Genomic DNA, 20,163 nt, shown 5'->3' with positions numbered 1-20,163 from the left:
TTTATCCTTTCGAATCCATCCATTCATGACGAAGCATAAAAAGCTCTTGCAGCTCTTGTGTCGACATCTCTGTAATCCAATTATCGCTGGAACCGACAATTTGTTCACTTAACGTTAGTTTCCTCTCCATCATCTCATCGATTCTTTCTTCAATCGTGCCCAAGGTGATGAATTTATACACCTGAACGGCGCGCTCTTGACCGATACGATACGCGCGGTCTGTCGCCTGGTTCTCGACCGCCGGATTCCACCAGCGATCCAGATGAAAGACGTGGTTGGCTTCCGTCAGGTTCAACCCGGTTCCTCCTGCTCGAAGCGACAAGATAAGGACCCCTGGGCGTTCGGTGTCAGGAAGAGAAGCATTTTGGAACTGGGAGATCATTTGGTCTCGTTTTTCTTTTGGTGTTCCGCCATACAAGAAGTTAACAGGTCCGAACCCCTCCTGAACGAGAATCCGCTGAAGCAATTCACCCATTTTGACGTATTGAGTGAAGACGAGGCAGCGTTCTTTTTTACTGCGGATGTCCTCAACCAGCTCCAACAGGCGAGTAATTTTGTGAGAACGTGACACGTCCACGAGCGGGAGCGACTGTCCAAGTATCAGATCTGGGTGGTCACAGATTTGTTTGAGACGGGTCAACGTTGTTAAGATCAATCCGCGACGTTCCATTGGTGTAGTATCATCCAGACGGTTAAACATGTCCCGTATCGTTGACTCATAAAGGGCTCCTTGTTCGACCGTTAACGGCACATATTCTTTCGCTTCATTCTTCTCGGGTAAATCAAGTTGAATTACCGGATCGGTTTTGACCCGTCTCAGAAGAAATGGCTGAATGAATCGTTGCACCTGCGTGACGAGATCCTGACGATGATCGCGTTCGATCGGAAATACATAGCGCTGTGAGAATTCATGCAAGCTTCCCAGATATCCGGCATTGAGAAATTCAAAGATTGACCAAAGCTCTGTCAATCGGTTCTCAATCGGTGTTCCAGTCATCGCGATCCGATGGTAGCCCGTTAACCCACGTATGGCTGATGCTTGCTTGGTATAGGAATTCTTGATGTGCTGGGCCTCATCGAGACAGATCGTGTCCCACGAAATAGAGGAGAGCTCATGTAAGTCCAAATGACTAAGCGCATAGGTGGTGATCACAACGTCATGTTTTTGAACTGTCGAAATGAACTCTTCATCTTTTAACCGCTTATTTCCGTAGTGCACATGTACCTTCAAAGAAGGGGCGAAGCGTTCCAATTCTTTCTGCCAATTGCCGATGACAGACGTCGGACAAATTAACAAGGAAGGTCCCATTGATTCGGAAGCATCCTTCAGCTGGAGAAGGTACGTGATAAACTGAATGGTCTTGCCCAATCCCATGTCATCAGCAAGACATGCTCCTAAGCCGAACCTGCGTAAAAAGAGCAACCATGAGCTACCTTCCAACTGATACTGGCGAAGTGTCCCAAGAAAGCTGGCTGGTTGCTCCACCATCGGAAGACGTTTCGTTTCTTGTAATTGGGAGAAGAGTTTTTGCAGCGGTTGGTTCAACTCGACTTCAACTGGCACCGAAAAATCATCTGGGTCATCTTCCCATACTTCATCTTCTCTTGGCTGCAACAGATGAAGTCTCATCACTTCACGAAAGGTAAGCTGCTGATTTTCGCGATTTTTCTTCAAGGTTTGTTGAAGCTGTTTCAACAGAGCCGGTGTAAGCTGAATCCATTCACCTTTTACCCTGACGAGCCGTTGCTTTTGCTGTAACAACTGATCAAACTCTTCCTCGCTTAACTCGATATTCCCAATTGCGAGCTTCCATTCAAAGTCCATCACCTGTGAGATTCCGAAGAAAGACTGCTGGGCGGCAGTGGTTGAGGATTTAACCTTTGCTTTTAGACGCGGTTTCGTCCGACGCACTTGTTCCCACCAAGCGGGGAGAAGAACGTGAATCCCAGCCTGAATCAGCTGTAAACTGGTTTCGGTTAAAAACCTCCACGCTTCCTCATTAGTCAATCGAGTTCGAATCGGAAGTCCTTCAGAGTCGTCAACTAACCAAGGGATGACCTCAGCGAATTTCTGTACGTCACGAAGGTAACGATTCCAATGATTTTGCCAATCTAGCGGCAGCTCATCATCGATTGTAAGCGAATGGGTCGACATCTCGTAGGTTAGCTCCGGCTGCCCGCGATCCTGAAGTAATACCTGTAAACGCCATTCCTGATCGTTGCTCACGGATTCAACTACTTGCAAACAAGTTCGAAACGGTGTTTGATCAGGCAACAGCCCAATCGATTGTAACCATTCTTGTTCGTCGACTTGTGCCGATATTTGTTTGCCCATCAGCAAGAGGGTGGGAAACTGTCGATTAACCTCTCTCCAGGCATGATCTAGTTTCGTCTCTTCATCCAGCATGTCATTTAATATATGCGTAAGCCAACTGTGGGCATATTCAGGAATTAGCTGATCCTCTGTCGGGAGAATCCTCCAGCCAATGAAGCCCTTTTTCCAATCATACAGGCTAGGAACAAAGCTGCCTTCAAGCAAGGCCTTATTCACCATCTGGGCCACCTGCTGGAACTCGAGGAATGACTCTTCCGGAGAATAAGTCATATGCTCAAGCCAGGATGGAGAGGTGAACAGATCGAGAGCTTGCCTTGGTTGCAATTGAATGGCTTGCTCGGTTTTGCTGATGAAAGTTCCATAGTAGGAAGGCTCATCCCAAGCAAACAGTATTCCGGCAAGTTCTCGCGGATGAACGGGCGAACCGTCAATTTGAGTACCGGCAATTAAGAAAAAACCATCTTCCAAAAGCTGTGCGGCAAGCTGTAATTCTGAACTCATGAAATCAGATTTCCTCTCCTTAATTCTTCTTGGAATGCGCGTAAGCGGCTATAGGTAGTAGACAAATGTTGTAACAGCGGTTCCCAGCGTTCATTCTGGTTCGCTTGAAGATAGAGCGTGTGCAATCTTTTGAGCAACTTAATCGCTTCTTTATAAGAAGGCCGTGTCCTTTCTTCAATCAATCGGTTTACTTCCCGAATGTAAAAGGAGAAGACCAACGTTGGCTCGACCTCTTCGACATTCTTTAAATAGACGCCATTGATATGAGAATAAGATACGCCATACGACATCTGGACATCCAGCCATTCGCGGTACCTTTCCTTCTCAAATAAGTACGATACGTATTCGTAGTAGCTCCCCGGAAGAAGTCTACGAAGTATCAATCCCCACTCATCCGATCTGTCAGTTTGTTCAAATGCTAATCGCCAAATCGCCGTCACAAGACGTAATTCCTCTCCTTGTGTATCAGCCATTAACTGCTCCAACCAATCATACCAGGTGAGTAGGCGTTGCCATTCGCTTCTAGCAGAGAAAGCCTTTAAATAGAAGAGATAAAAGGAGAGAGGTAGCTTGTCATTTTCGTGCCATATTTGCAAGGCGACTTCGTCTTCTCCATTCATTACAGCGAAGTGGGCAAGCAAGAGATTGGTGCGCCGGATTTCTGCGCGACTGACTTCTTCGTCGTCTGTTCGTTGTTGAAGTTCTTCAACTTCTGCCTGAATCCAAGAAAATTCAACTAGGAGGTACCACCAAAGGATCCGGTAAATCTTCGTCCATTCAACCGTATGTGCAGGCCGAGATTTCAATTGTTTCACAAGGGAAAGGGTCTGTTCCAGCAATTCCCCATACTGTTCACGAAGAACGTTCTTGTTGAGTTGAAACAAAGTCCCTTCTAATTGCTCCATTAACAATTCGACGGTTTGAGACAATCCCCGAAACCAGAAACAAGTCGTTTGGGTGCTGAATTCGGCTACATAAGCTTCAAATCTCTGCAAGTAAAAGAGAACGGCATGAACCGCGAAAAGCTGTGAGCGTTCCTTTTTCCAGTCACAGGCAAGGGCGATCAAGCGCTGATAGCTATTGCGTATGGTAACCGGTACTTGAGCCGCTTCATCGTGTCCTGGCAATCCAATGTTCATACTCTCAAAATAGCCCCACCAAGCCTCTACATCGCTCACTTCTGTCAGGGGAACCGGATTGGCATCAGGAAGTTGCTCGTCAGGTCTGTTGACGCTCACAGGACGTAACGGAATCGGGTAGAGCATGGCAGGCGAGAATTCAATCTTGCGCGGTTGTTGAACAAGCTGCAAATAATTTTTCGGGTTATCAAACACACTGTATATCTGAAAAAAAGTAGCCGCAATATGTTTGCAAAATCGCGAGTACGAGCACGCGCAGTTGCTGTTGACAAAAGTTTCTAGGTCGATCTCGACGTGGTACGTTCGCGTTCCCTGAACATCACTGGTAATCAAACTTCCATCATTTATAACATGAATATTGAAGACCATCCCTTTGGAGAAGTATTGATAGCCTGCTTCGATAATGTGGTCTTCCATAAATTTAAGGAGTTGTTCGCCCAAGTGGGTGACTTGTTCACGTGATAACTGTTTTTGCAACATGTAGACGATTCCTCCGATGAAAGTCGTATCCTTTCATTATACCGAATTCAAGCGAAATATAAAAAGAGGTTTTGCCCACACTTTTGTCCCAGCTCTAAACTTCTATCCTATTATTAACCATATGCAAATACCCTGTTCCCATCCCTTTACGCTTAATAGTGAAGCTGGTAAAGTAGGCTCATACCGAGCAAGAAAGGTGACGTTATCCAATGATTATGAACGAAAAAATCAAAGCATCCGAAATTGAGTTGACCGGGATCAACGGGGAAGACCTAGGAATCGTCTCCACAAAAGAAGCGCTCAAGTTGGCCAAAGAGCTAAAGGTAGATCTTGTTTGTTTATCACTCGCCACAAGTCCGCCAGCTTGTCAGCTTATTAGTCAATCAAGTTTTAAAGAACAACAGGTGAAGGAACGCCAAAAGGAACGAAAAGCGGAAAAAGGGCTTAAGCTCAAAGAAATCCGCCTGAGTGCTTTTATAGAAGAGCACGACTATGATACGAAGAAGCGACAAGCGGAGCGTATTCTTACAGCCGGTGATGGGGTAGAGTTGACAGTCAAGCTGGATAAAAAAGAGACCCAGCAAGCAAAGCAGTTAATAGAAGAGCTTGTGAGGGATCTTAAGCACTGCGGTAAACAAGAGAAAGGAATTCAAGTAAGCGGGAAACAAGTCGTCGCTGTGATTCATCCACTCTAAATTATACTGAAAAAGCCGGAATCCTAAACTTGAGGATTACCGGCTTCTTGCGTTAATCAATCCATTGCAGGAGCAGATTCATGTTCCAAATATAGAACCTCCGCCTTCTCATCATATGCAATTAATTCGGCGTATCTACCCCAATCGATTAAGATATCCAATTGGTGAGCAGCCTCTTCTGCACCAAAATGCTTCTCGAAAATTTCCATAAAAAATTCTCGTTCCATTTTATTGTTTGATTTAGATTGCAGAATCCAGATCATTTTCTCCAACATGGGAACATGCTGCAGGATTTGTTTCTTGAAGATCTCCTTGCGTTCAAGAACACTTGCGTCAGCCAATTGATAGCCAATATCCGTTAATTCGATATCGCCCTGATGAATGGCAGCAAACTGAAGTAATTGAGCTGCCTCGACAATCGGCAAGAAGTCTTCCAAGTCCAAGCTTAATTGATCAGCGAGCTTGTATAGATCCACCTTTTTTCCAAGATCATCGATGAGCTCTACGAATCCAGTGAGAGCGCCTGCCGGAACCTCCTGTACTTTTTCCATTCGCTTTTTCGGTTCTCCTGGCAGATCAACTGGCTTGACTTCACGCTTCGTGAGAATAGAGTAGATACGATCGACAAGCGCGGTAAATTGAGGTTTCAGTTTATCCCGCCAATGAGGCATGCTGATAGATATATCAGAAATCACACGAGCAGGGTCTCTGGACAGAACGATCGCGCGATCAGACATATAGACGGCTTCTTCGATACTATGCGTCACAATAATAATGCTTTTGGTTGGAATCTTTCTTTCTGTCCACAACTCCAGCAAATCACGCTTCAGGTTCTCTGCTGTTAACACGTCAAGCGCGGAGAAGGGTTCATCCATAAGCAGTATGTCTGGTTCCATGACTAAAGCCCTTCCGATGCCAACCCGTTGCCGCATCCCACCCGACAATTCTTTTGGGTATGCCCCTTCAAATCCGTCAAGCCCGATCATGTCGATGACGGAGAGGGCTTTTCGCATTTTTTCCGCTTCCCGTAACGGTTTATTCTCAAGTCCTAGCTTTACATTTTCAAGAACCGTCAGCCAAGGAAATAACGCGAACGATTGAAACACCATGCCAACGCCCGGATTCGTACCGACAATGGGTTCACCGTTATACAGAACAGCACCTTCCGTAGGGGAGACGAGACCGGCAATGATGCGAAGCAAGGTGGATTTTCCTGAACCTGATGGCCCCAAAATAGAAACCAACTCGCCTTCTCTGATCGTGAGATTGATATCCTCCAAAATCGTCGCGTTTGTTTCTTTTTGCAAATCATACCGTTTGCTGATTTGCCGCAACTCAATCAGTGTTTTTTTCATATTCGACACCCCTTATTCCACGTGGTATTTCATCTCAGCCAGCGCATAAAGCTTACGCCATACGAAGCGATTAATGATCACAACCAGCAAGCACATTACGATAATGCCCCAGATGATTTCCGGCCAGTTTCCTTTTGTCGTCGCTTGCGCGATGTACGAGCCTAACCCGGATGCCTGGAGATCGGTGCCTTTCCAGGAGACGATTTCCGAAACAATACTGGCGTTCCAGGCGCCTCCGCTAGCCGTTATACAACCGGTCACGAGGAATGGAAAGACAGAGGGAAGTATGAGCGTTTTCCATTTCTGCCATCGTGTTAGTTGTAAAATCACCGAAGCTTCTTTTAGATCGGACGGAATCGCCATTGCTCCAGCAATCACGTTAAATAACACGTACCATTGAGTCCCGAGCATCATCAGAGGGATGGAGCCAATTTCCATCGAAATACCCAACTTCACATACAAAATGATGAAGATCGGGAACGCCATATTTGCCGGAAAAGAAGCTAAAATCTGTACAATTGGCTGCACAACGCGTGATAGTCGCACATTTGTTCCGATAAAAACCCCTACAGGAAGTGTCCACATAACTGCTAGAAGTGTCGAAACGAACACACGCAGGGCTGTCAGCAATCCTAGGAAGATGACATGGAAGACCTCACTCATGCTAAGACTAGCTATCTCAAGAAGTCCTTCGTACACATACCTAAAGGCAAGCACAATTGCCAGACCAGCCAGCAACCATTTCAACAGACGCTTGATATGAGCCTGTGACTGGGGGACAGTCTCTTGTGAATTTTGTTTGATAAACACAAGGAACCAATCATGAAACAAGATCCGGATATTTTGTTTCATAAAACGAACGAACCTAGCCCGTTTCAGAATGTCAAATACCCAAGAGGTAGGAACGACGCTTGCTTCCGTCTGTTCATTTTTGAACTTTTGACTCCAGGCGATGATCGGACGCCAGAATAACTGATCGACGACCACAATCATAATCACCATGGTCAGGATTGCATAGATAATTGCAGGGATATTGCCCTCATCTGTAGCCAAAGCCATGTAAGAACCTATTCCTGGCAGGCGGATGTCTTGATTCAGAACGGTGATGGATTCACTGGCCGCAAGAAAGAACCAACCCCCGCCAAATGACATCATGCTGTTCCAAACCAAGCCGATCATGGAATACGGCACTTCCAGTTTGCTAAAGCGGTGCCATCCGCCCAACCGATTCATTTTTGCCGCTTCAAGCAAATCGCGAGGAATCGTCTTGACGGAATGATAGAAACTAAACGTCATATTCCAAACCTGCCCCGTAAAAATAGCAAAGATCGAAGCGCATTCCACGCCGAGCAAGCTCCCTTTAAACAACGCCATAAACGCAAGCACTGTCGCCGATAAAAATCCAAGGACGGGAACAGATTGAAGAATATCAATGGCCGGTATCATAAATTTTTCCGCCGTCCGGTTATACGCGGCGATGCGACCATAGATGAAGGTAAAAAGCATTGAAGCGGCAAACGCAATAAACATACGAAGCAACGAACGACCCGCGTAGTAGGGGAGCCAGAGCGGATCAAGGCTCAAGGTGGGTTGCTGAGTTGGCGAAAACGGAACCTCCATACCCGACCCAAGCTTCGCCGCCGCATAAAGTATGGATAATAATAAGAAAATGACCAGGACATCTGCCCAACCGAATTTATTTTGCTGATTAACATTATTGAATACACTTCGTTTCATAAACAAACAGCCCCAATTCTCCAAAATAAAAAACTCTCCACAGCTTCAAACTGGGAGAGTGCAACATTCCTTCAACATATGTGGATTAGGGCCCATTCTTGTTCAGTCAGTTATTGATGAGAAGACAGACTGAAAATAGACAGACCTATCCTGTATACAAGGAATAGCATTCTTCCTGCCTGAGAAAAAATATGAAAGATTCAAGATGCCACATAATCGACTGCTACTATCCATTTCCAGTATTCCCCCTTTACACACATCAATATGAAAAGCCCCTTGGGTTGGTCCCAGGGGGCTAAAGGTCATCACTAAATAGGCCGTTTCCCCCTAGTACAGCTTTGGCACTATACAACGTAAAGGGTTTCCCTTAGCCACCTTAAGAAGAGCCTTAATCCGGCAATTCCTGTTCTACCCATTGGCATCTTTCGATATTTCTGGGCAGTGGCCTATGTTTGTATAGGAGCCTCACCTAACGAGGACTTATTCATTTACTGTTTGGATATTACTCCTGAATATATTAACTGTCAAGAATTACTTTGAGAACCCAACGTCTCATCCAGCCATTCAAATAGACGTTGGTTAAAATAAATCAAAGCTCCGAATTGACAATGTTCTTCCGCACTGTCTTCTGTGGTAAAACGCATGAAGGTCTTTGGGCAATTTAGGGCATCAAACAACATTTGGGGTTGTTCAGCGAAGAAATGATCGTTTTCAGCTTCACATACCAGAGTAGGGCATTTGATTTTATCGGCGACGCCTTCTAACGTGACAGGCTCTGTTTTTTCGATCAGTTCTTGCATGGATTGCGCTTGATAGGTAAACATTCCATTTTCGACGGCCCAACGAACACCGATACTCTGCTTCATCAACTTCTGCAAGAAACTATCCAATAATACTGGGTTTTCTAAATCTTCTGGGTTCCCTGGGTAAAACTTGCGACTAATGGCACCGAACTGATTGGAAAACATCCCGTCATTGGCAACACATGCTGCCAATCGATGTTCAAAAGCGGCAGCGCGAGGAGCTAAATATCCGCCAAGACTAATGCCCATCAAGGCGATTCGATTCCGATCTACTTCCTGTCGCGATTCCAAATAATCGACCATCGGAGTAACCACCTTTTCCCAATCATGACGGAACGGGATTTTTTGCTCACGAATGACAGCACCTTGACCTGGACCTTCGAAGGTGAGGCAGTTGTATCCACGCTGCAACGCAGATGCTACAACCTCCAGATAAAGCTCTTCGACCGTGGAGTCGAAACCTCCGTGAATGAGCAGGGTAGGTCGTGGTTTCATCGCGTCATCCACACGGAAGAAATAGGCCGGCAAATAGGTTTTTTCATAAGGAATCTTCAATACTTCAACAGGTGTATCCATTAATGGAATCGCTTGTTGAAATGAACTTCTGCTTTTTCCCCAAGTATCAAGAATCCGAGGATCGTCCGGATTTCCGTGCAAGAAGAATTCCGCAGTACGATAGTAATTGTGCGCTCGTAAAAAACTTTCCCTTGCGCTGACTCGCTGGCCACGTTCCAAATACTCAACTGCCTGAGAATATACACGACTCGCGGTTTTATACCATTCCGAATACCAGCTCTCAAAATCGCCTTCTTCAATCCGGTAGGCGGTAGAGAGACATTCCCCAATATCTGCTCCTCCAAACGGTGCGTAACTTAATGTTCGTAAAAGTTCAAACGAAAAGGTCTGATCTTCAAAGATTACTTTCATACATATTTCCTCCTCAGATGATTAAGTTCATTCTTAGGTTAATCTGCGCATAGGTTAAATTGAACCTAAAACCAAAATAACCCATTGGTTTAATTAAGTCAATGATAACATAGGTTAAAATTGACTTATCTTTTATCAGTTGATAATTCATTAATATGAGTTAAAATGAACCTATGTAGAATTGGCTGAAAGAATAGAAGAGGTGGTTGAATGAGCTCTATCCGTAATGCGCTTTTATCTTTATTAGCACGAGAGCCTCTCAGTGGCTATGATATTAAGAAGCATATGAACAATCGCTTGGGACCTTTTTGGAAGGCGGGGAGCAATCAGGTCTATCCAGAGCTAGCCAAGATGGAAACCGAGGGTCTGGTTAGGCTACAAGGAATTGAGCAGCACGGCTTCCGTCCGACCAAAAAGTTGTATGAGATTACAGAGGCAGGTCAGGAAGAAGTCATACAATGGACGATGGAACCAGGCGAAGTCGAACATACACGGGATGATTTCCTTTTGAAGACCTATAACTCCTGGCTAATTGATCCGGAGCAGATGAAGGGACAAATTGAGATCGTCAAACAACAACATGAAGAGAAGCTAGCTGCCTATTTGGAGAAAGTGAAGGAGTTAACGGACATGCTTGATCCATCCAACACTCACGACCCGATCGCCTCTAGTATTTCGGTTGTGGAATTTGGAATTGAATATGAGCGACTTTATATTACCTGGTGTGATAAACTAATGAACAAATCATCAAGCCTTAAACAGGTGAAAGAACAGAAAGAGGGATATTCATCGTGAATATTGAGATTGCCAAATCATCAATCGAGAAAGAGTTAAAAATCGGAGATAGCGTACCGTTCACTGAGCGAGGCATGTACATAGGAAACGGAACGGTTATCGAGATTAAATCGGAGACATACGTTGTAGAGCTTGACAATCGAGTAACAGAAAACATGGAAAGATACGGTTTGAACCGCTAACGAAACAATACCGCTTAACACAACAATCACAGCACCATTCAAGGATTGCTCTATTTAGAAAATAAAAAGGGTATAAACCTGTAAAATGTTACAAAATTGTGAACTATTTTCAGTTTTTCCTGATATAATAAGGGTAGGAAGGAAAATACTGGAGGGGATTGTATGTTGACATTTACTCTTCTTGCAGTCGTGATGATCACCAACTTTTTGCTTCTGTCATCGAAGATTCCACAACGGATCGGTATTGCAGCTGGTCTCAATACGATGGTTTTGGTGACTCTATTAGGGTTAATGGTGGCCCAATGGGGAGAGAGTGGGGAATGGATGTTTTACATTCCGCTAGTGTTTTACAATGTTCTTCCGATGTATGTTGTGATCTTTTTATTTAGCGTGTTAAAACCTGTGAACACAAATAAGTTCTCCGTTATTTATGGCAAAAAGATGTAAGCGGTTACAACATAAATTACATAACATTTGTTATGTAAACTGATTCGACACATAAAAATGGACACCTCGCAAAAGAGGGTCCATTTTTATGTGTCAGGGAAATCCAGTATTGGGGACAGCGCATTCTGACTATGCTACGCAGAGAAGTTATTTGGACATGGCATCGTTTCATATTATAATTTCAGGGAGAGGGACACAAGAAAGATTCACTTGGGTCAAGAAAATCGAAAAATGACAACAGAGATAAGCCATGAGACAAAGGATGAAGTAATAATGAATCAAGCAGCTGTTCGCAAGGAAGGCAACTTAACCATTTATGAGCTTGTGAATCATCAGACGAAATCTTCTTTTCAAGTTGTTCCAGAACGCGGGGGGATCGTCATTAGCCTTAAGCTTCTGGGAGATGAACTATTATTTCTGAACGAGGAAACGCTTCATAATCCAGATTCCAATATTCGCGGGGGAATCCCGATTCTTTTCCCAATTTGCGGGCAACTTGAACACGGAGAATATGAACTTCACGGCCAGACTTTCCCAATGAAGAATCATGGGGTAGCACGAAATCACCCGTGGCAAGTGCTCCAAATACAAGAGGAAAATGAGCTCTCAATCACACTCGGTATGAGGAGTAATGAAGAGACCAAACGATCTTTCCCTTTTGATTTTGAATTGATTTTCCGTTACGAGCTGCAGGATCATGCGCTCATTATCCATCAGGAATATTGGAATCACTCAGAAATCCCGATGCCTATGTACAGCGGTTTTCATCCTTATTTTGCGACAGACCACAAAACGATTCACATCAAAACCGATGCAACCCAGTATCTTGATTACAATGACGGGGGGATTAAGGGGTATGAGGGCTCCTTTAATTTAAGCGAGCGGAGTGAATCTGTCGTTCTGCTTGACACACAAGAGCCGCAAGTCAGCTTTGCTCTTCCAGAAATCAATCGCAACGTCATGATCACGTACGACAAGCTTTTCCGTTATATGGTGATCTGGACAGAGCTTGGATCCCCGTTCATGTGTGTAGAACCTTGGATGGCCAAAACAAATGAGATGAATCTCAAAAAAGAACTGCTATATGTCCAGCCCAAAGAAGCGTTACGAACGCGCATCACTATATCAGTCGATCAATAAACGATGTTCACAATTTCCAGTAAGGAAGACGCAAGATTCCATTGCATAAATCCAAGTTTTATAGTAGGATTAATTTAACAAAATATTCTTATCAAGAGAGGCGAAGGGACTGGCCCGATGATGCCCAGCAACCACTACGTAGTAGAAGGTGCTAATTCCAGCAGGACATTTTGTTCTGGCAGATAAGAGTGAGGTAGGTGAAACTTCTTCTTATCGGAGAAGTTTTTTTGTTTTTCCTGCTTCATGAGTCATACGATGGAAGGAAATACTCATACGCCAGAAACTGAGCCAATCTTCTGAAGTTTGGCAAGACTGACATGAATACATGAAAAAAGAAAAGAGGAATGAAGCATGGCTGAAATCAGAATCCGTAACACCAATGAACGAATCAGTGGTAAAGAAAATGTTCTCGCTTTTCTGGAAAAACACGGGATTTTGTTTGAACAGTGGGACACCAGTAAGCTCCCCACAGAACTAAAGGATAAATTTACCCTATCCGATGAGGAGAAACAACAAATTCTTGCGACCTACGATTCAGAGATTCGCGATTTGGCTGAACGTAGAGGCTATTTGATCTGGGATGTCATCTCTTTGTCAGATGCGACACCGAACCTTGAGGAATTACTGAAAAAATTTGAGGCCATTCACACTCACACAGAAGACGAGATTCGTGCGATCGTGTCAGGCCGGGGGATTTTCATTATCAAAGGACCTGAAGAAGTAGGGTATTTCGATGTTGAATTGGAGGCGGGCGACGTTATCTCCGTGCCTGAACATAATCCGCATTTCTTTACCCTGATGGAGAATCGCCAAGTGGTGGCGGTCCGTCTGTTTATTGAAAAAGATGGCTGGGTAGCACAACCGTACGAAGATCCAAACTTTCAAAAAGCATAAGTTAACTCCATCTAGCAAAATAAACTGATAAAAGAAGAGTGCCTCCGAACCGGGGCACTCTCTCTTATTCTTCAGGTTCATCATAATGCCGAATGTGTTGAATAGTGGTGGGCAATTCTTGTAAAGCCGTTCGTAAAAATGACGGATAAAGCGGGAGATGCTCCAATTCTTCAAGCGGAAACCACCGGAAGATCAGCTGGACATCGTGTTCTATTCCTGTAAACTCCTCTTGCATATTCCTAGGAAGAGAATTGTCTTGTATGGATAACAGATAATACATAGCCAGTTCATGATAAGGTAGGTTCTCATGGCTAAAAAAGTTTTCCACCAGCCATAGCAATCGTTCAACGGAAACCGTTACACCAAGTTCTTCTTGGAATTCACGCTGGATCGTGATCTCAGACGGTTCCATAACTTCGCCTCTGCCTCCTGGAAGAGCCCAGAAATCATCGTGTATATTGCGATGCAGCAATACATGACCTTGGTGGAGGACAACTCCCACGATGCGATTATGAAAAATACCTTGAGTTCCTTGGATGCGAATCATTTCCCTCATATTATTCCTCCCTCTAATGAATAAACAGACTGTATAAATTCTATATTTTCACAAATAGTGAAATCTGTACAGCCCCAGAGAAGCTTTATTACACATAAATGCTTGAAAATTATGAATAGTTAAAGGAGAATGAAAATACAAATCTAATCTATATAAAATGGATGATTTTTAATTTCCTGGAGTGATTGAATGAAGTACAACTATGAAATCATTGAATATCAGTCTGGTCTTCCCATTAATATATTTGTGCATCGTGTTCATGAGGTAGAATTGCATTGGCATAATGAAATTGAAGTCATTTTTGTTCTAAAAGGTTCACTCAGTATCATGGTTGGACCAAACCATTACTTGTTAAAAGAAAAGGACCTTATTTTAATTAATCGGAATGAAGTACACAGCACATATAAAACAGGGGAAGACAATATTTTATTGGCCTTCCAAATCAATCCGAAGTTTTCTCATTCCTATTATCCTGATCTCGGTAAATTGACTTTTGACGTTAAATCCTTCCTTTTCGACGAAATGCATCAAGAAAGATTTGATAAGATCAGACACTATCTAGCACAATTGATGTGGGTAATGAATAAAAAAGGCGAGGGATACCTGTTTCAACTGGTAATCATCGTCAACTCCTTGCTCCTTCACTTAATCAAGTATTTTAACCCAATCATTGTAGATGATGTAAAGGTGAAAAATCATAAGAAAAATCTGGAACGTCTTGATCGAATCATTAAATATGTAGATGAAAATTACGCACAAAAAATCTCCTTGCAGCAAATATCCAATCAAGAGTATTTAAGTGTTTATTACTTGTCTCATTTTTTTAAAGATCATGTAGGGGTACCCTTTCAGGAGTATGTGATCCAGAAACGATTGGAGACATCGGTTGATCTTCTGTTACATAGTGACCAAACCATTACTGATATCGCAGCTAGTTGTGGGTTTTCCGATATCAAGCTATTTTATAAACACTTCAAAAAGAAATATAAGTGCAAGCCACTCGAATATAAACAACAGATCAGGTTAAGGGAGTCTAACGTAAACGGTGATAATCTCTCTCATAAAGGATATTTGGATATCGAGCATACCGCTATTTTTGAAAATTTGTTCGCCTACCAGCAGCTTGATAATAAAACGATACAGGAATCCGTGCCACCGGAAGAAAGATTTCATGTAATCCGAGCAGATCAGGAAGGCACATCTTTTCCACACTACTGGAGAAAGCTGGCCACCTTTGGCAGGGCGATTGAAGGATTAAGGGAGGATTGGCGTAGGCAACTGAGAGAAATGCAGAAGGAGATCGGTTTTGAGTATATTCGATTTCATGGGATATTTAACGATGAAATGATGCTCTGTAATCGCAATACTCTAGGGGAGATCATATACAACTGGACATACGTCGATCAACTATTCGATTTCTTGCTGGAAATCGGAATCAAGCCATTTTTGGAGCTTAGCTTCATGCCATCGGAGCTTAAAAAGACAGATGAAACGGTCTTTTGGTGGAAAGGTAACATTTCACCCCCGAACGATATTATGCAATGGACTCAAATGGTAACGGCTCTGATTAAGCATTGTGTGAATCGATACGGGATGAAAGAGGTACAGAACTGGTATTTTGAGGTTTGGAATGAACCCGATTACGAAGGTGTATTTTGGGACGGAAGCAAGGAAGAGTTTTTTGAGTTTTACAAGGAAACAGCAACGGCAATTTATGAGATTTCAAACCGATTTCAGGTTGGCGGCCCCGGACTTGCTTTTCCACTAAACCAAGCGTGGATCAAGAAGTTTTTGGACTTTTGTCATGCGAATCAAGTACCATTGGATTTTATTTCTTACCATATATACTGCGAAGATGATCATATCGAATCAAGTCAAGGGGAAGACTCAGGAACATTTTACGAGACGATGGGTAATCCCTATGGGTCTTACTATTGCGGAAGTGATTATACAGGTGAACAAGCAAAGCGGATGAAAGAAACCATCGAAAGCTTGTCCACACAAAAAATAGAGATCCATGTAACAGAATGGAATATTTCACATTCCAGCAGAAATTTGATCCAGGATACGGCATTTATGGCACCGTTTATCATCGATAGCGTTTTGAAAACCAGGGGTACTGTCGATTCACTAGGCTATTGGGCTTTTACGGATCTTTTTGAAGAGTTTAAAGCGGGTCTTACCCCGTTTCATGGAGGATTTGGGTTAATCAATCATCATGGAATCAAAAAGTCTTCGTATTTCGCTTATACCTTCTTATCCAAATTGGGCGATGAATTGATCGAACAAGGCGAAGACTATATCGTAACGAAACGCGACGGTCATATTCAGATTCTTCTGTATCATTATGTTTACTTTGACTACTTATTTCGCAACGGCGATATTACCGGATTGAATCAAATTGAAAGATATTCGGTTTATGAAGAAAAACCTTACAAGAACATCAGAATCCACCTGAAGGGTCTACATGGGAATTATAGAAGGACGAACTATGTCTTGAACCGGGAAGACGGCTCCTCCTTTGACGCGTGGGTAAACATGGGAGCCCCAATGGACTTAACAGGAGAGGATGTTTCTTATTTGAAAGCAAAAGCCTTTCCTAAGTTAGAAGTGTCCTATTTGTTTGAGGTGACTGAATATGAGGTGACTGCTCAACTTCCCGTGCATGGTGTTGAACTGATCATTTTGGAAAAAGTCCTATAAGTGTTTCACTTCAAAACCCCCTAACGAGCTTCGGAACTGAACCGAGGCTTATTTTCTTATGACCGGACGATCAGAAAAATCCGCAAATAATACCAATGAAATTCAGCAATATAGGTCAATGATATTGACTCTCATTTCCAATAAAATAAATTTGGAAGCGTTTACAATCTAGCGAAGGGGGACTCGCAGATAGTGGCAAAATAACCAGCATGAATAAGGCAATTGAAGTACAAAACGTAGAAAGAGGTGGAACGATGGAAATACAAGTAAAAGAAGTTTCAAAAACACAATTAGCCGTACAAAAATTATCATGGTTTGAACGGATCGGTTATGGCTTCGGCGATTTGTCATCCAACCTGATTTTCCAGATGATTTCGAACTTTTTGATGTTTTTTTATACCGATGTGTATGGTATTGGACCAGGAATAGTGGCAACGCTGTTTTTTGTCACAAAAATCTGGGACGCCGTTTTTGATTTGGTGCTTGGCGCACTGATCGACAAAACGAAAAGCAGATTTGGAAAAGCCCGGCCCTACCTTTTGTACGGAACACCCGCGTTTATCATCTCAGGTATTTTATGCTTTTCAACTCCTGATCTAAACGAAACCGGAAAAATTGTCTATGCGTATATTACTTATTTTATCTTAGGAATGGCGTATTCATTGGTTAACATCCCGTATTCAACACTTACGGCAAGGATGACACAGGACTTCCAAGAAAGATCAGTGCTTTCTTCTGTTCGGATGATGTTTGCTATGTTGGGGGGGTTAATTGTATCCGCACTTACGATGCCTTTAGTCGATTGGCTTGGAGCAGGAAGTCCCACCAAAGGCTGGCAATGGACCATGGTCATTTTTTCTCTTGTTGGCGGCATTTTATATTTCCTATGTTTTCTTTCCACCAAAGAAAGAGTTGTTTTGAAAACTGAAAAATACGGGTTAAAAGATATCTTTCGCGCAATTTTTAAAAATAAGCCATTTTTATCGGTATCCCTTTCCTTTATGTTTGCACTTGGGGCATTAAGCATCCAGATGGCGGCGGTCATTTATTATTTCAAGTACTATATTGGCAACGAAGACCTCGTTACTCCATTCTTTACGCTATGCAGTGTGGCAGCCATTATCGGACCGTTTTTTGCTCCTTACCTCTCCAAAAAAATGGGCAAGCGAAACGCCTCGATCTTCGGTGGAGTTATATCGGCTATTGCTTCTGGTATTTCATACTTTGGGGGGCCATCCAGTGTTGAGCTCGTGTTTATCACCAACATTATCGCAAGCATATTCTCCATGATTCCAACAGCGATAGGTTGGGGGATGTGCGCAGATACCGTTGAATATGCAGAATGGAAGCACGGAGTTCGTCCGGAAGGTGTCATCTACGCAGCATTTAGCTTTGTGCAAAAAGTGGCGATGGCCATTGGAAGTACGGTCGGCGCAGCAATTTTGGCCACAACAGGGTATGTCGCGGATGCTCAGCAGTCCGAGCAGACTCTAGAAGGAATCCGATATATGATGACATTATTGCCGGCTATTCTCACCATGCTTTCATTCATCGCGATTATGTTCTACAACCTCAGTGAGGAGAAGTATAACCAAATGATGGTGGAACTGAAATCAAGAAATTAGGAAGGCGAATACGAAGGGCTTTCTTATCAAAAATTAACGATAAAAATGCCAGAATATTTAGATTGTATAACAGATGGAAACGTGCAGGGGGACTGTAAAAATGAATGATACACAGTTGATTCATTATAAAAGTAATCCGTTTTACTTAAGTGATGAAGATATTGATTGGGTTGAACAGACAGTAGCGGGCATGAAACTCGAAGAAAAGGTAGGTCAGCTCTTTTGTCTAGAAGGGGAGACGAATAAGGAAGAAGATTTGCGTTTGATTCTGGAAGAATTCCAACCTGGCGGAGTGATGTACAGACCTGGACCAGCCGCTCAGTATCAAAAAAACCATCGCTTTCTTCAGAAGCATTCCACGATCCCTCTGTTGATCGCAGCCAATTTAGAAGCAGGTGGAAATGGAATTTCGCAAGAAGGCACCTATTTTGGAAAACAAATGCAAATCGCGGCTACTGACGACGAAGACATGGCCTATAAATTGGGGTTGGTCGCTGGAAGAGAAGGAAGAGCAGTCGGTTGTAACTGGGCATTTGCACCCGTCATCGATATCGATGTGAATTATCATAACCCGATTACCAACACCCGGACTTTCGGCTCTGATCCGGATCGCGTACTTCGAATGGCAAAAGCCTATATGAAAGGAATTCACGAAGCAGGTTTGGCTGTTTCCATCAAACATTGGCCAGGAGATGGCATTGATGCGAGAGATCAGCACCTTCACCCGACGATCAATTCATTGTCTTGCGAAGAGTGGGATGAAACATTCGGCAAAGTGTACAAGGGAATGATCGAAGCGGGCGCGCAAACCCTTATGGCAGCTCACATTCTGCTGCCTGCCTATTCGAGAAAGTTTAACCCAGGTTTAAAAAATGAAGAACTCCTGCCGGCTTCGCTCGCTCCCGAATTAATGATGAATCTATTGAGAAACCAATTAGGGTTTAACGGGATGGTTGTCACAGATGCTTCCATTATGGGTGGAATGATGATGGCAGGCAAACGCAAAGATACTGTTCCAGGCGCAATAGCTGCTGGATGCGATATGTTCCTCTTCGTCAAAAATCTTAAGGAAGACTATGAGTATATGATGAGAGGCGTAGAGAAAGGGATTATTTCTCTTCATAGATTAGATGAAGCCGTGAGAAGAATTTTGGCGACCAAAGCGTCCTTGAAACTGCATCAGCAAAAAGAAGAGGGTAAGTTGGTTCCACCCGAGTCCGCATTAAGCGTTTTAAAGTGCGAGGAGCATCAAGCGTGGGCAAAAGAATGCGCCGACAAATCCATCACACTGGTGAAGGATAAGCAAAACTTATTGCCTCTCTCGCCAGAAAAACAGAAGAATATTCTGTTGTTCGTAAAAGGCGATAACTCTGAAGGCGTAATTGGACATAAAGAGCCGGTCAGCCAGAAGTTCATTGCGGCTTTGGAAAAGGAAGGGTTCAACGTAACACTTTTTCATAACAAAAAAAATATTGATGAAATTAACGAATATTGGATGGAGCCAATTGAAGAATTGAAACAAAAGTACGACGTGGCCATCTATTTCTCTAATCTAGAAACCTACAGCAATCAAACCGTCGTTAGGGTCGAATGGGAAAATCCGTTCGGTTATGATATGCCCTGGTTTACTGGAGAGATTCCAACGATGTTTATTTCTGTCGCCAATCCTTATCATTTACAAGATGTTCCGAGGATTCCAACATTTATTAATGGGTATTCATCCGGCAACGAATATGTCATTGAGGCCATTGTGGAAAAGTTGTTGGGCAAATCCGAGTTTAAGGGGATCAGCCCTGTAGATCCGTATTGTGGATATTGGGACGCGAAGCTTTAGGAACAAGGTGCAGGG

Annotated in this window: 15 protein-coding genes and 2 riboswitches; of the genes, 9 read left to right on the top strand and 6 right to left on the bottom strand. The window is 43.3% G+C overall.

Annotated elements, in window-relative coordinates; all coding sequences use genetic code 11:
• Position 1 precedes the first annotated feature (1 nt).
• Both ACQCN2_RS06065 and ACQCN2_RS06060 read right to left on the bottom strand, forming a co-directional pair.
• Positions 2 to 2,836 (bottom strand): DEAD/DEAH box helicase, encoded by a 2,835-nt coding sequence (locus ACQCN2_RS06065; RefSeq protein WP_426927996.1) that lies wholly within the window; start codon positions 2,834 to 2,836, stop codon positions 2 to 4.
• On the bottom strand, positions 2,833 to 4,455 hold the full coding sequence (locus ACQCN2_RS06060) for an SWIM zinc finger family protein (RefSeq protein WP_426927995.1): 1,623 nt from the start codon (positions 4,453 to 4,455) through the stop codon (positions 2,833 to 2,835). The genes ACQCN2_RS06065 and ACQCN2_RS06060 overlap by 4 nt, the downstream gene beginning before the upstream one ends.
• A 209-nt stretch (positions 4,456 to 4,664) precedes the next feature.
• On the opposite strand from ACQCN2_RS06060, the gene infC reads away from it, so the two are divergent.
• Positions 4,665 to 5,150 (top strand): translation initiation factor IF-3, encoded by a 486-nt coding sequence (gene infC / locus ACQCN2_RS06055; protein WP_426927994.1) that lies wholly within the window; start codon positions 4,665 to 4,667, stop codon positions 5,148 to 5,150.
• A gap of 56 nt (positions 5,151 to 5,206) precedes the next feature.
• On the opposite strand, the gene ACQCN2_RS06050 is transcribed toward infC, so the two are convergent.
• From ACQCN2_RS06050 to ACQCN2_RS06040, 3 genes are all read right to left on the bottom strand, one after another.
• The gene (locus ACQCN2_RS06050; protein ID WP_426927993.1) at positions 5,207 to 6,505 is read right to left on the bottom strand and encodes an ABC transporter ATP-binding protein; all 1,299 of its coding nucleotides are present in this window, start codon (positions 6,503 to 6,505) and stop codon (positions 5,207 to 5,209) included.
• Positions 6,506 to 6,517: 12 nt separating this feature from the next.
• The gene (locus ACQCN2_RS06045) at positions 6,518 to 8,242 is read right to left on the bottom strand and encodes an ABC transporter permease (protein ID WP_426927992.1); all 1,725 of its coding nucleotides are present in this window, start codon (positions 8,240 to 8,242) and stop codon (positions 6,518 to 6,520) included.
• Positions 8,243 to 8,559: 317 nt separating this feature from the next.
• Positions 8,560 to 8,726, bottom strand: a riboswitch (M-box (ykoK) riboswitch).
• A 40-nt stretch (positions 8,727 to 8,766) separates the two neighbouring features.
• Complete coding sequence (locus ACQCN2_RS06040; protein WP_426927991.1) at positions 8,767 to 9,972, bottom strand: alpha/beta hydrolase family protein; 1,206 nt, start codon at positions 9,970 to 9,972, stop codon at positions 8,767 to 8,769.
• A 210-nt stretch (positions 9,973 to 10,182) separates the two neighbouring features.
• Here ACQCN2_RS06040 and ACQCN2_RS06035 point away from each other — a divergent pair, with 210 nt between their 5' ends.
• From ACQCN2_RS06035 to ACQCN2_RS06015, 5 genes are all read left to right on the top strand, one after another.
• The gene (locus tag ACQCN2_RS06035) at positions 10,183 to 10,767 is read left to right on the top strand and encodes a PadR family transcriptional regulator (protein WP_426927990.1); all 585 of its coding nucleotides are present in this window, start codon (positions 10,183 to 10,185) and stop codon (positions 10,765 to 10,767) included.
• Positions 10,764 to 10,949: a hypothetical protein gene (locus ACQCN2_RS06030; protein ID WP_426927989.1), complete on the top strand. Its 186-nt coding sequence runs from the start codon at positions 10,764 to 10,766 to the stop codon at positions 10,947 to 10,949. The genes ACQCN2_RS06035 and ACQCN2_RS06030 overlap by 4 nt, the downstream gene beginning before the upstream one ends.
• Positions 10,950 to 11,111: 162 nt before the next feature.
• Complete coding sequence (locus tag ACQCN2_RS06025; protein WP_426927988.1) at positions 11,112 to 11,396, top strand: hypothetical protein; 285 nt, start codon at positions 11,112 to 11,114, stop codon at positions 11,394 to 11,396.
• A gap of 273 nt (positions 11,397 to 11,669) precedes the next feature.
• Positions 11,670 to 12,536 carry an aldose epimerase family protein gene (locus ACQCN2_RS06020; protein WP_426927987.1) on the top strand — a complete coding sequence of 289 codons (867 nt, stop codon included), beginning with the start codon at positions 11,670 to 11,672 and terminating at the stop codon, positions 12,534 to 12,536.
• 85 nt (positions 12,537 to 12,621) lie between these two features.
• Positions 12,622 to 12,725, top strand: a riboswitch (SAM riboswitch).
• A gap of 162 nt (positions 12,726 to 12,887) precedes the next feature.
• Positions 12,888 to 13,430 carry a 1,2-dihydroxy-3-keto-5-methylthiopentene dioxygenase gene (locus tag ACQCN2_RS06015; RefSeq protein WP_426927986.1) on the top strand — a complete coding sequence of 181 codons (543 nt, stop codon included), beginning with the start codon at positions 12,888 to 12,890 and terminating at the stop codon, positions 13,428 to 13,430.
• A gap of 64 nt (positions 13,431 to 13,494) precedes the next feature.
• On the opposite strand, the gene ACQCN2_RS06010 is transcribed toward ACQCN2_RS06015, so the two are convergent.
• Positions 13,495 to 13,986, bottom strand: a complete 492-nt coding sequence (locus tag ACQCN2_RS06010; RefSeq protein ID WP_426927985.1) for an NUDIX hydrolase — start codon at positions 13,984 to 13,986, stop codon at positions 13,495 to 13,497.
• 189 nt (positions 13,987 to 14,175) lie between these two features.
• On the opposite strand from ACQCN2_RS06010, the gene ACQCN2_RS06005 reads away from it, so the two are divergent.
• The 3 genes from ACQCN2_RS06005 to ACQCN2_RS05995 all read left to right on the top strand — a co-directional run bounded on the left by ACQCN2_RS06005 (position 14,176) and on the right by ACQCN2_RS05995 (position 20,148).
• Complete coding sequence (locus ACQCN2_RS06005) at positions 14,176 to 16,689, top strand: GH39 family glycosyl hydrolase (RefSeq protein WP_426927984.1); 2,514 nt, start codon at positions 14,176 to 14,178, stop codon at positions 16,687 to 16,689.
• Positions 16,690 to 16,943: 254 nt separating this feature from the next.
• Positions 16,944 to 18,314, top strand: a complete 1,371-nt coding sequence (locus tag ACQCN2_RS06000; protein WP_426927983.1) for an MFS transporter — start codon at positions 16,944 to 16,946, stop codon at positions 18,312 to 18,314.
• A 100-nt stretch (positions 18,315 to 18,414) separates the two neighbouring features.
• Positions 18,415 to 20,148 carry a glycoside hydrolase family 3 protein gene (locus tag ACQCN2_RS05995; RefSeq protein WP_426927982.1) on the top strand — a complete coding sequence of 578 codons (1,734 nt, stop codon included), beginning with the start codon at positions 18,415 to 18,417 and terminating at the stop codon, positions 20,146 to 20,148.
• The last annotated feature ends 15 nt before the right edge of the window (positions 20,149 to 20,163 follow it).

The sequence above is a fragment of the Brevibacillus ginsengisoli genome, assembly GCF_050113715.1.
GTDB classification, from domain to species: domain Bacteria; phylum Bacillota; class Bacilli; order Brevibacillales; family Brevibacillaceae; genus Brevibacillus_H; species Brevibacillus_H ginsengisoli.
The sequence above is the reverse complement of the archived record's forward strand: the minus strand, read 5'-3'. Positions and strand labels throughout refer to the sequence as shown.

What these genes read in the sequence shown, in the direction of transcription:
- ACQCN2_RS06060 (WP_426927995.1), bottom strand. Translation starts at nt 4,455, where the DNA reads ATGTTGCAAAAACAGTTATCACGTGAACAAGTCACCCACTTGGGCGAA.
- ACQCN2_RS06035 (WP_426927990.1), top strand. Translation starts at nt 10,183, where the DNA reads ATGAGCTCTATCCGTAATGCGCTTTTATCTTTATTAGCACGAGAGCCT.
- ACQCN2_RS06005 (WP_426927984.1), top strand. Translation starts at nt 14,176, where the DNA reads ATGAAGTACAACTATGAAATCATTGAATATCAGTCTGGTCTTCCCATT.
- ACQCN2_RS06040 (WP_426927991.1), bottom strand. Translation starts at nt 9,972, where the DNA reads ATGAAAGTAATCTTTGAAGATCAGACCTTTTCGTTTGAACTTTTACGA.
- infC (WP_426927994.1), top strand. Translation starts at nt 4,665, where the DNA reads ATGATTATGAACGAAAAAATCAAAGCATCCGAAATTGAGTTGACCGGG.
- ACQCN2_RS06020 (WP_426927987.1), top strand. Translation starts at nt 11,670, where the DNA reads ATGAATCAAGCAGCTGTTCGCAAGGAAGGCAACTTAACCATTTATGAG.
- ACQCN2_RS06025 (WP_426927988.1), top strand. Translation starts at nt 11,112, where the DNA reads ATGTTGACATTTACTCTTCTTGCAGTCGTGATGATCACCAACTTTTTG.
- ACQCN2_RS06000 (WP_426927983.1), top strand. Translation starts at nt 16,944, where the DNA reads ATGGAAATACAAGTAAAAGAAGTTTCAAAAACACAATTAGCCGTACAA.
- ACQCN2_RS06045 (WP_426927992.1), bottom strand. Translation starts at nt 8,242, where the DNA reads ATGAAACGAAGTGTATTCAATAATGTTAATCAGCAAAATAAATTCGGT.
- ACQCN2_RS06010 (WP_426927985.1), bottom strand. Translation starts at nt 13,986, where the DNA reads ATGAGGGAAATGATTCGCATCCAAGGAACTCAAGGTATTTTTCATAAT.
- ACQCN2_RS06015 (WP_426927986.1), top strand. Translation starts at nt 12,888, where the DNA reads ATGGCTGAAATCAGAATCCGTAACACCAATGAACGAATCAGTGGTAAA.
- ACQCN2_RS05995 (WP_426927982.1), top strand. Translation starts at nt 18,415, where the DNA reads ATGAATGATACACAGTTGATTCATTATAAAAGTAATCCGTTTTACTTA.
- ACQCN2_RS06050 (WP_426927993.1), bottom strand. Translation starts at nt 6,505, where the DNA reads ATGAAAAAAACACTGATTGAGTTGCGGCAAATCAGCAAACGGTATGAT.
- ACQCN2_RS06065 (WP_426927996.1), bottom strand. Translation starts at nt 2,836, where the DNA reads ATGAGTTCAGAATTACAGCTTGCCGCACAGCTTTTGGAAGATGGTTTT.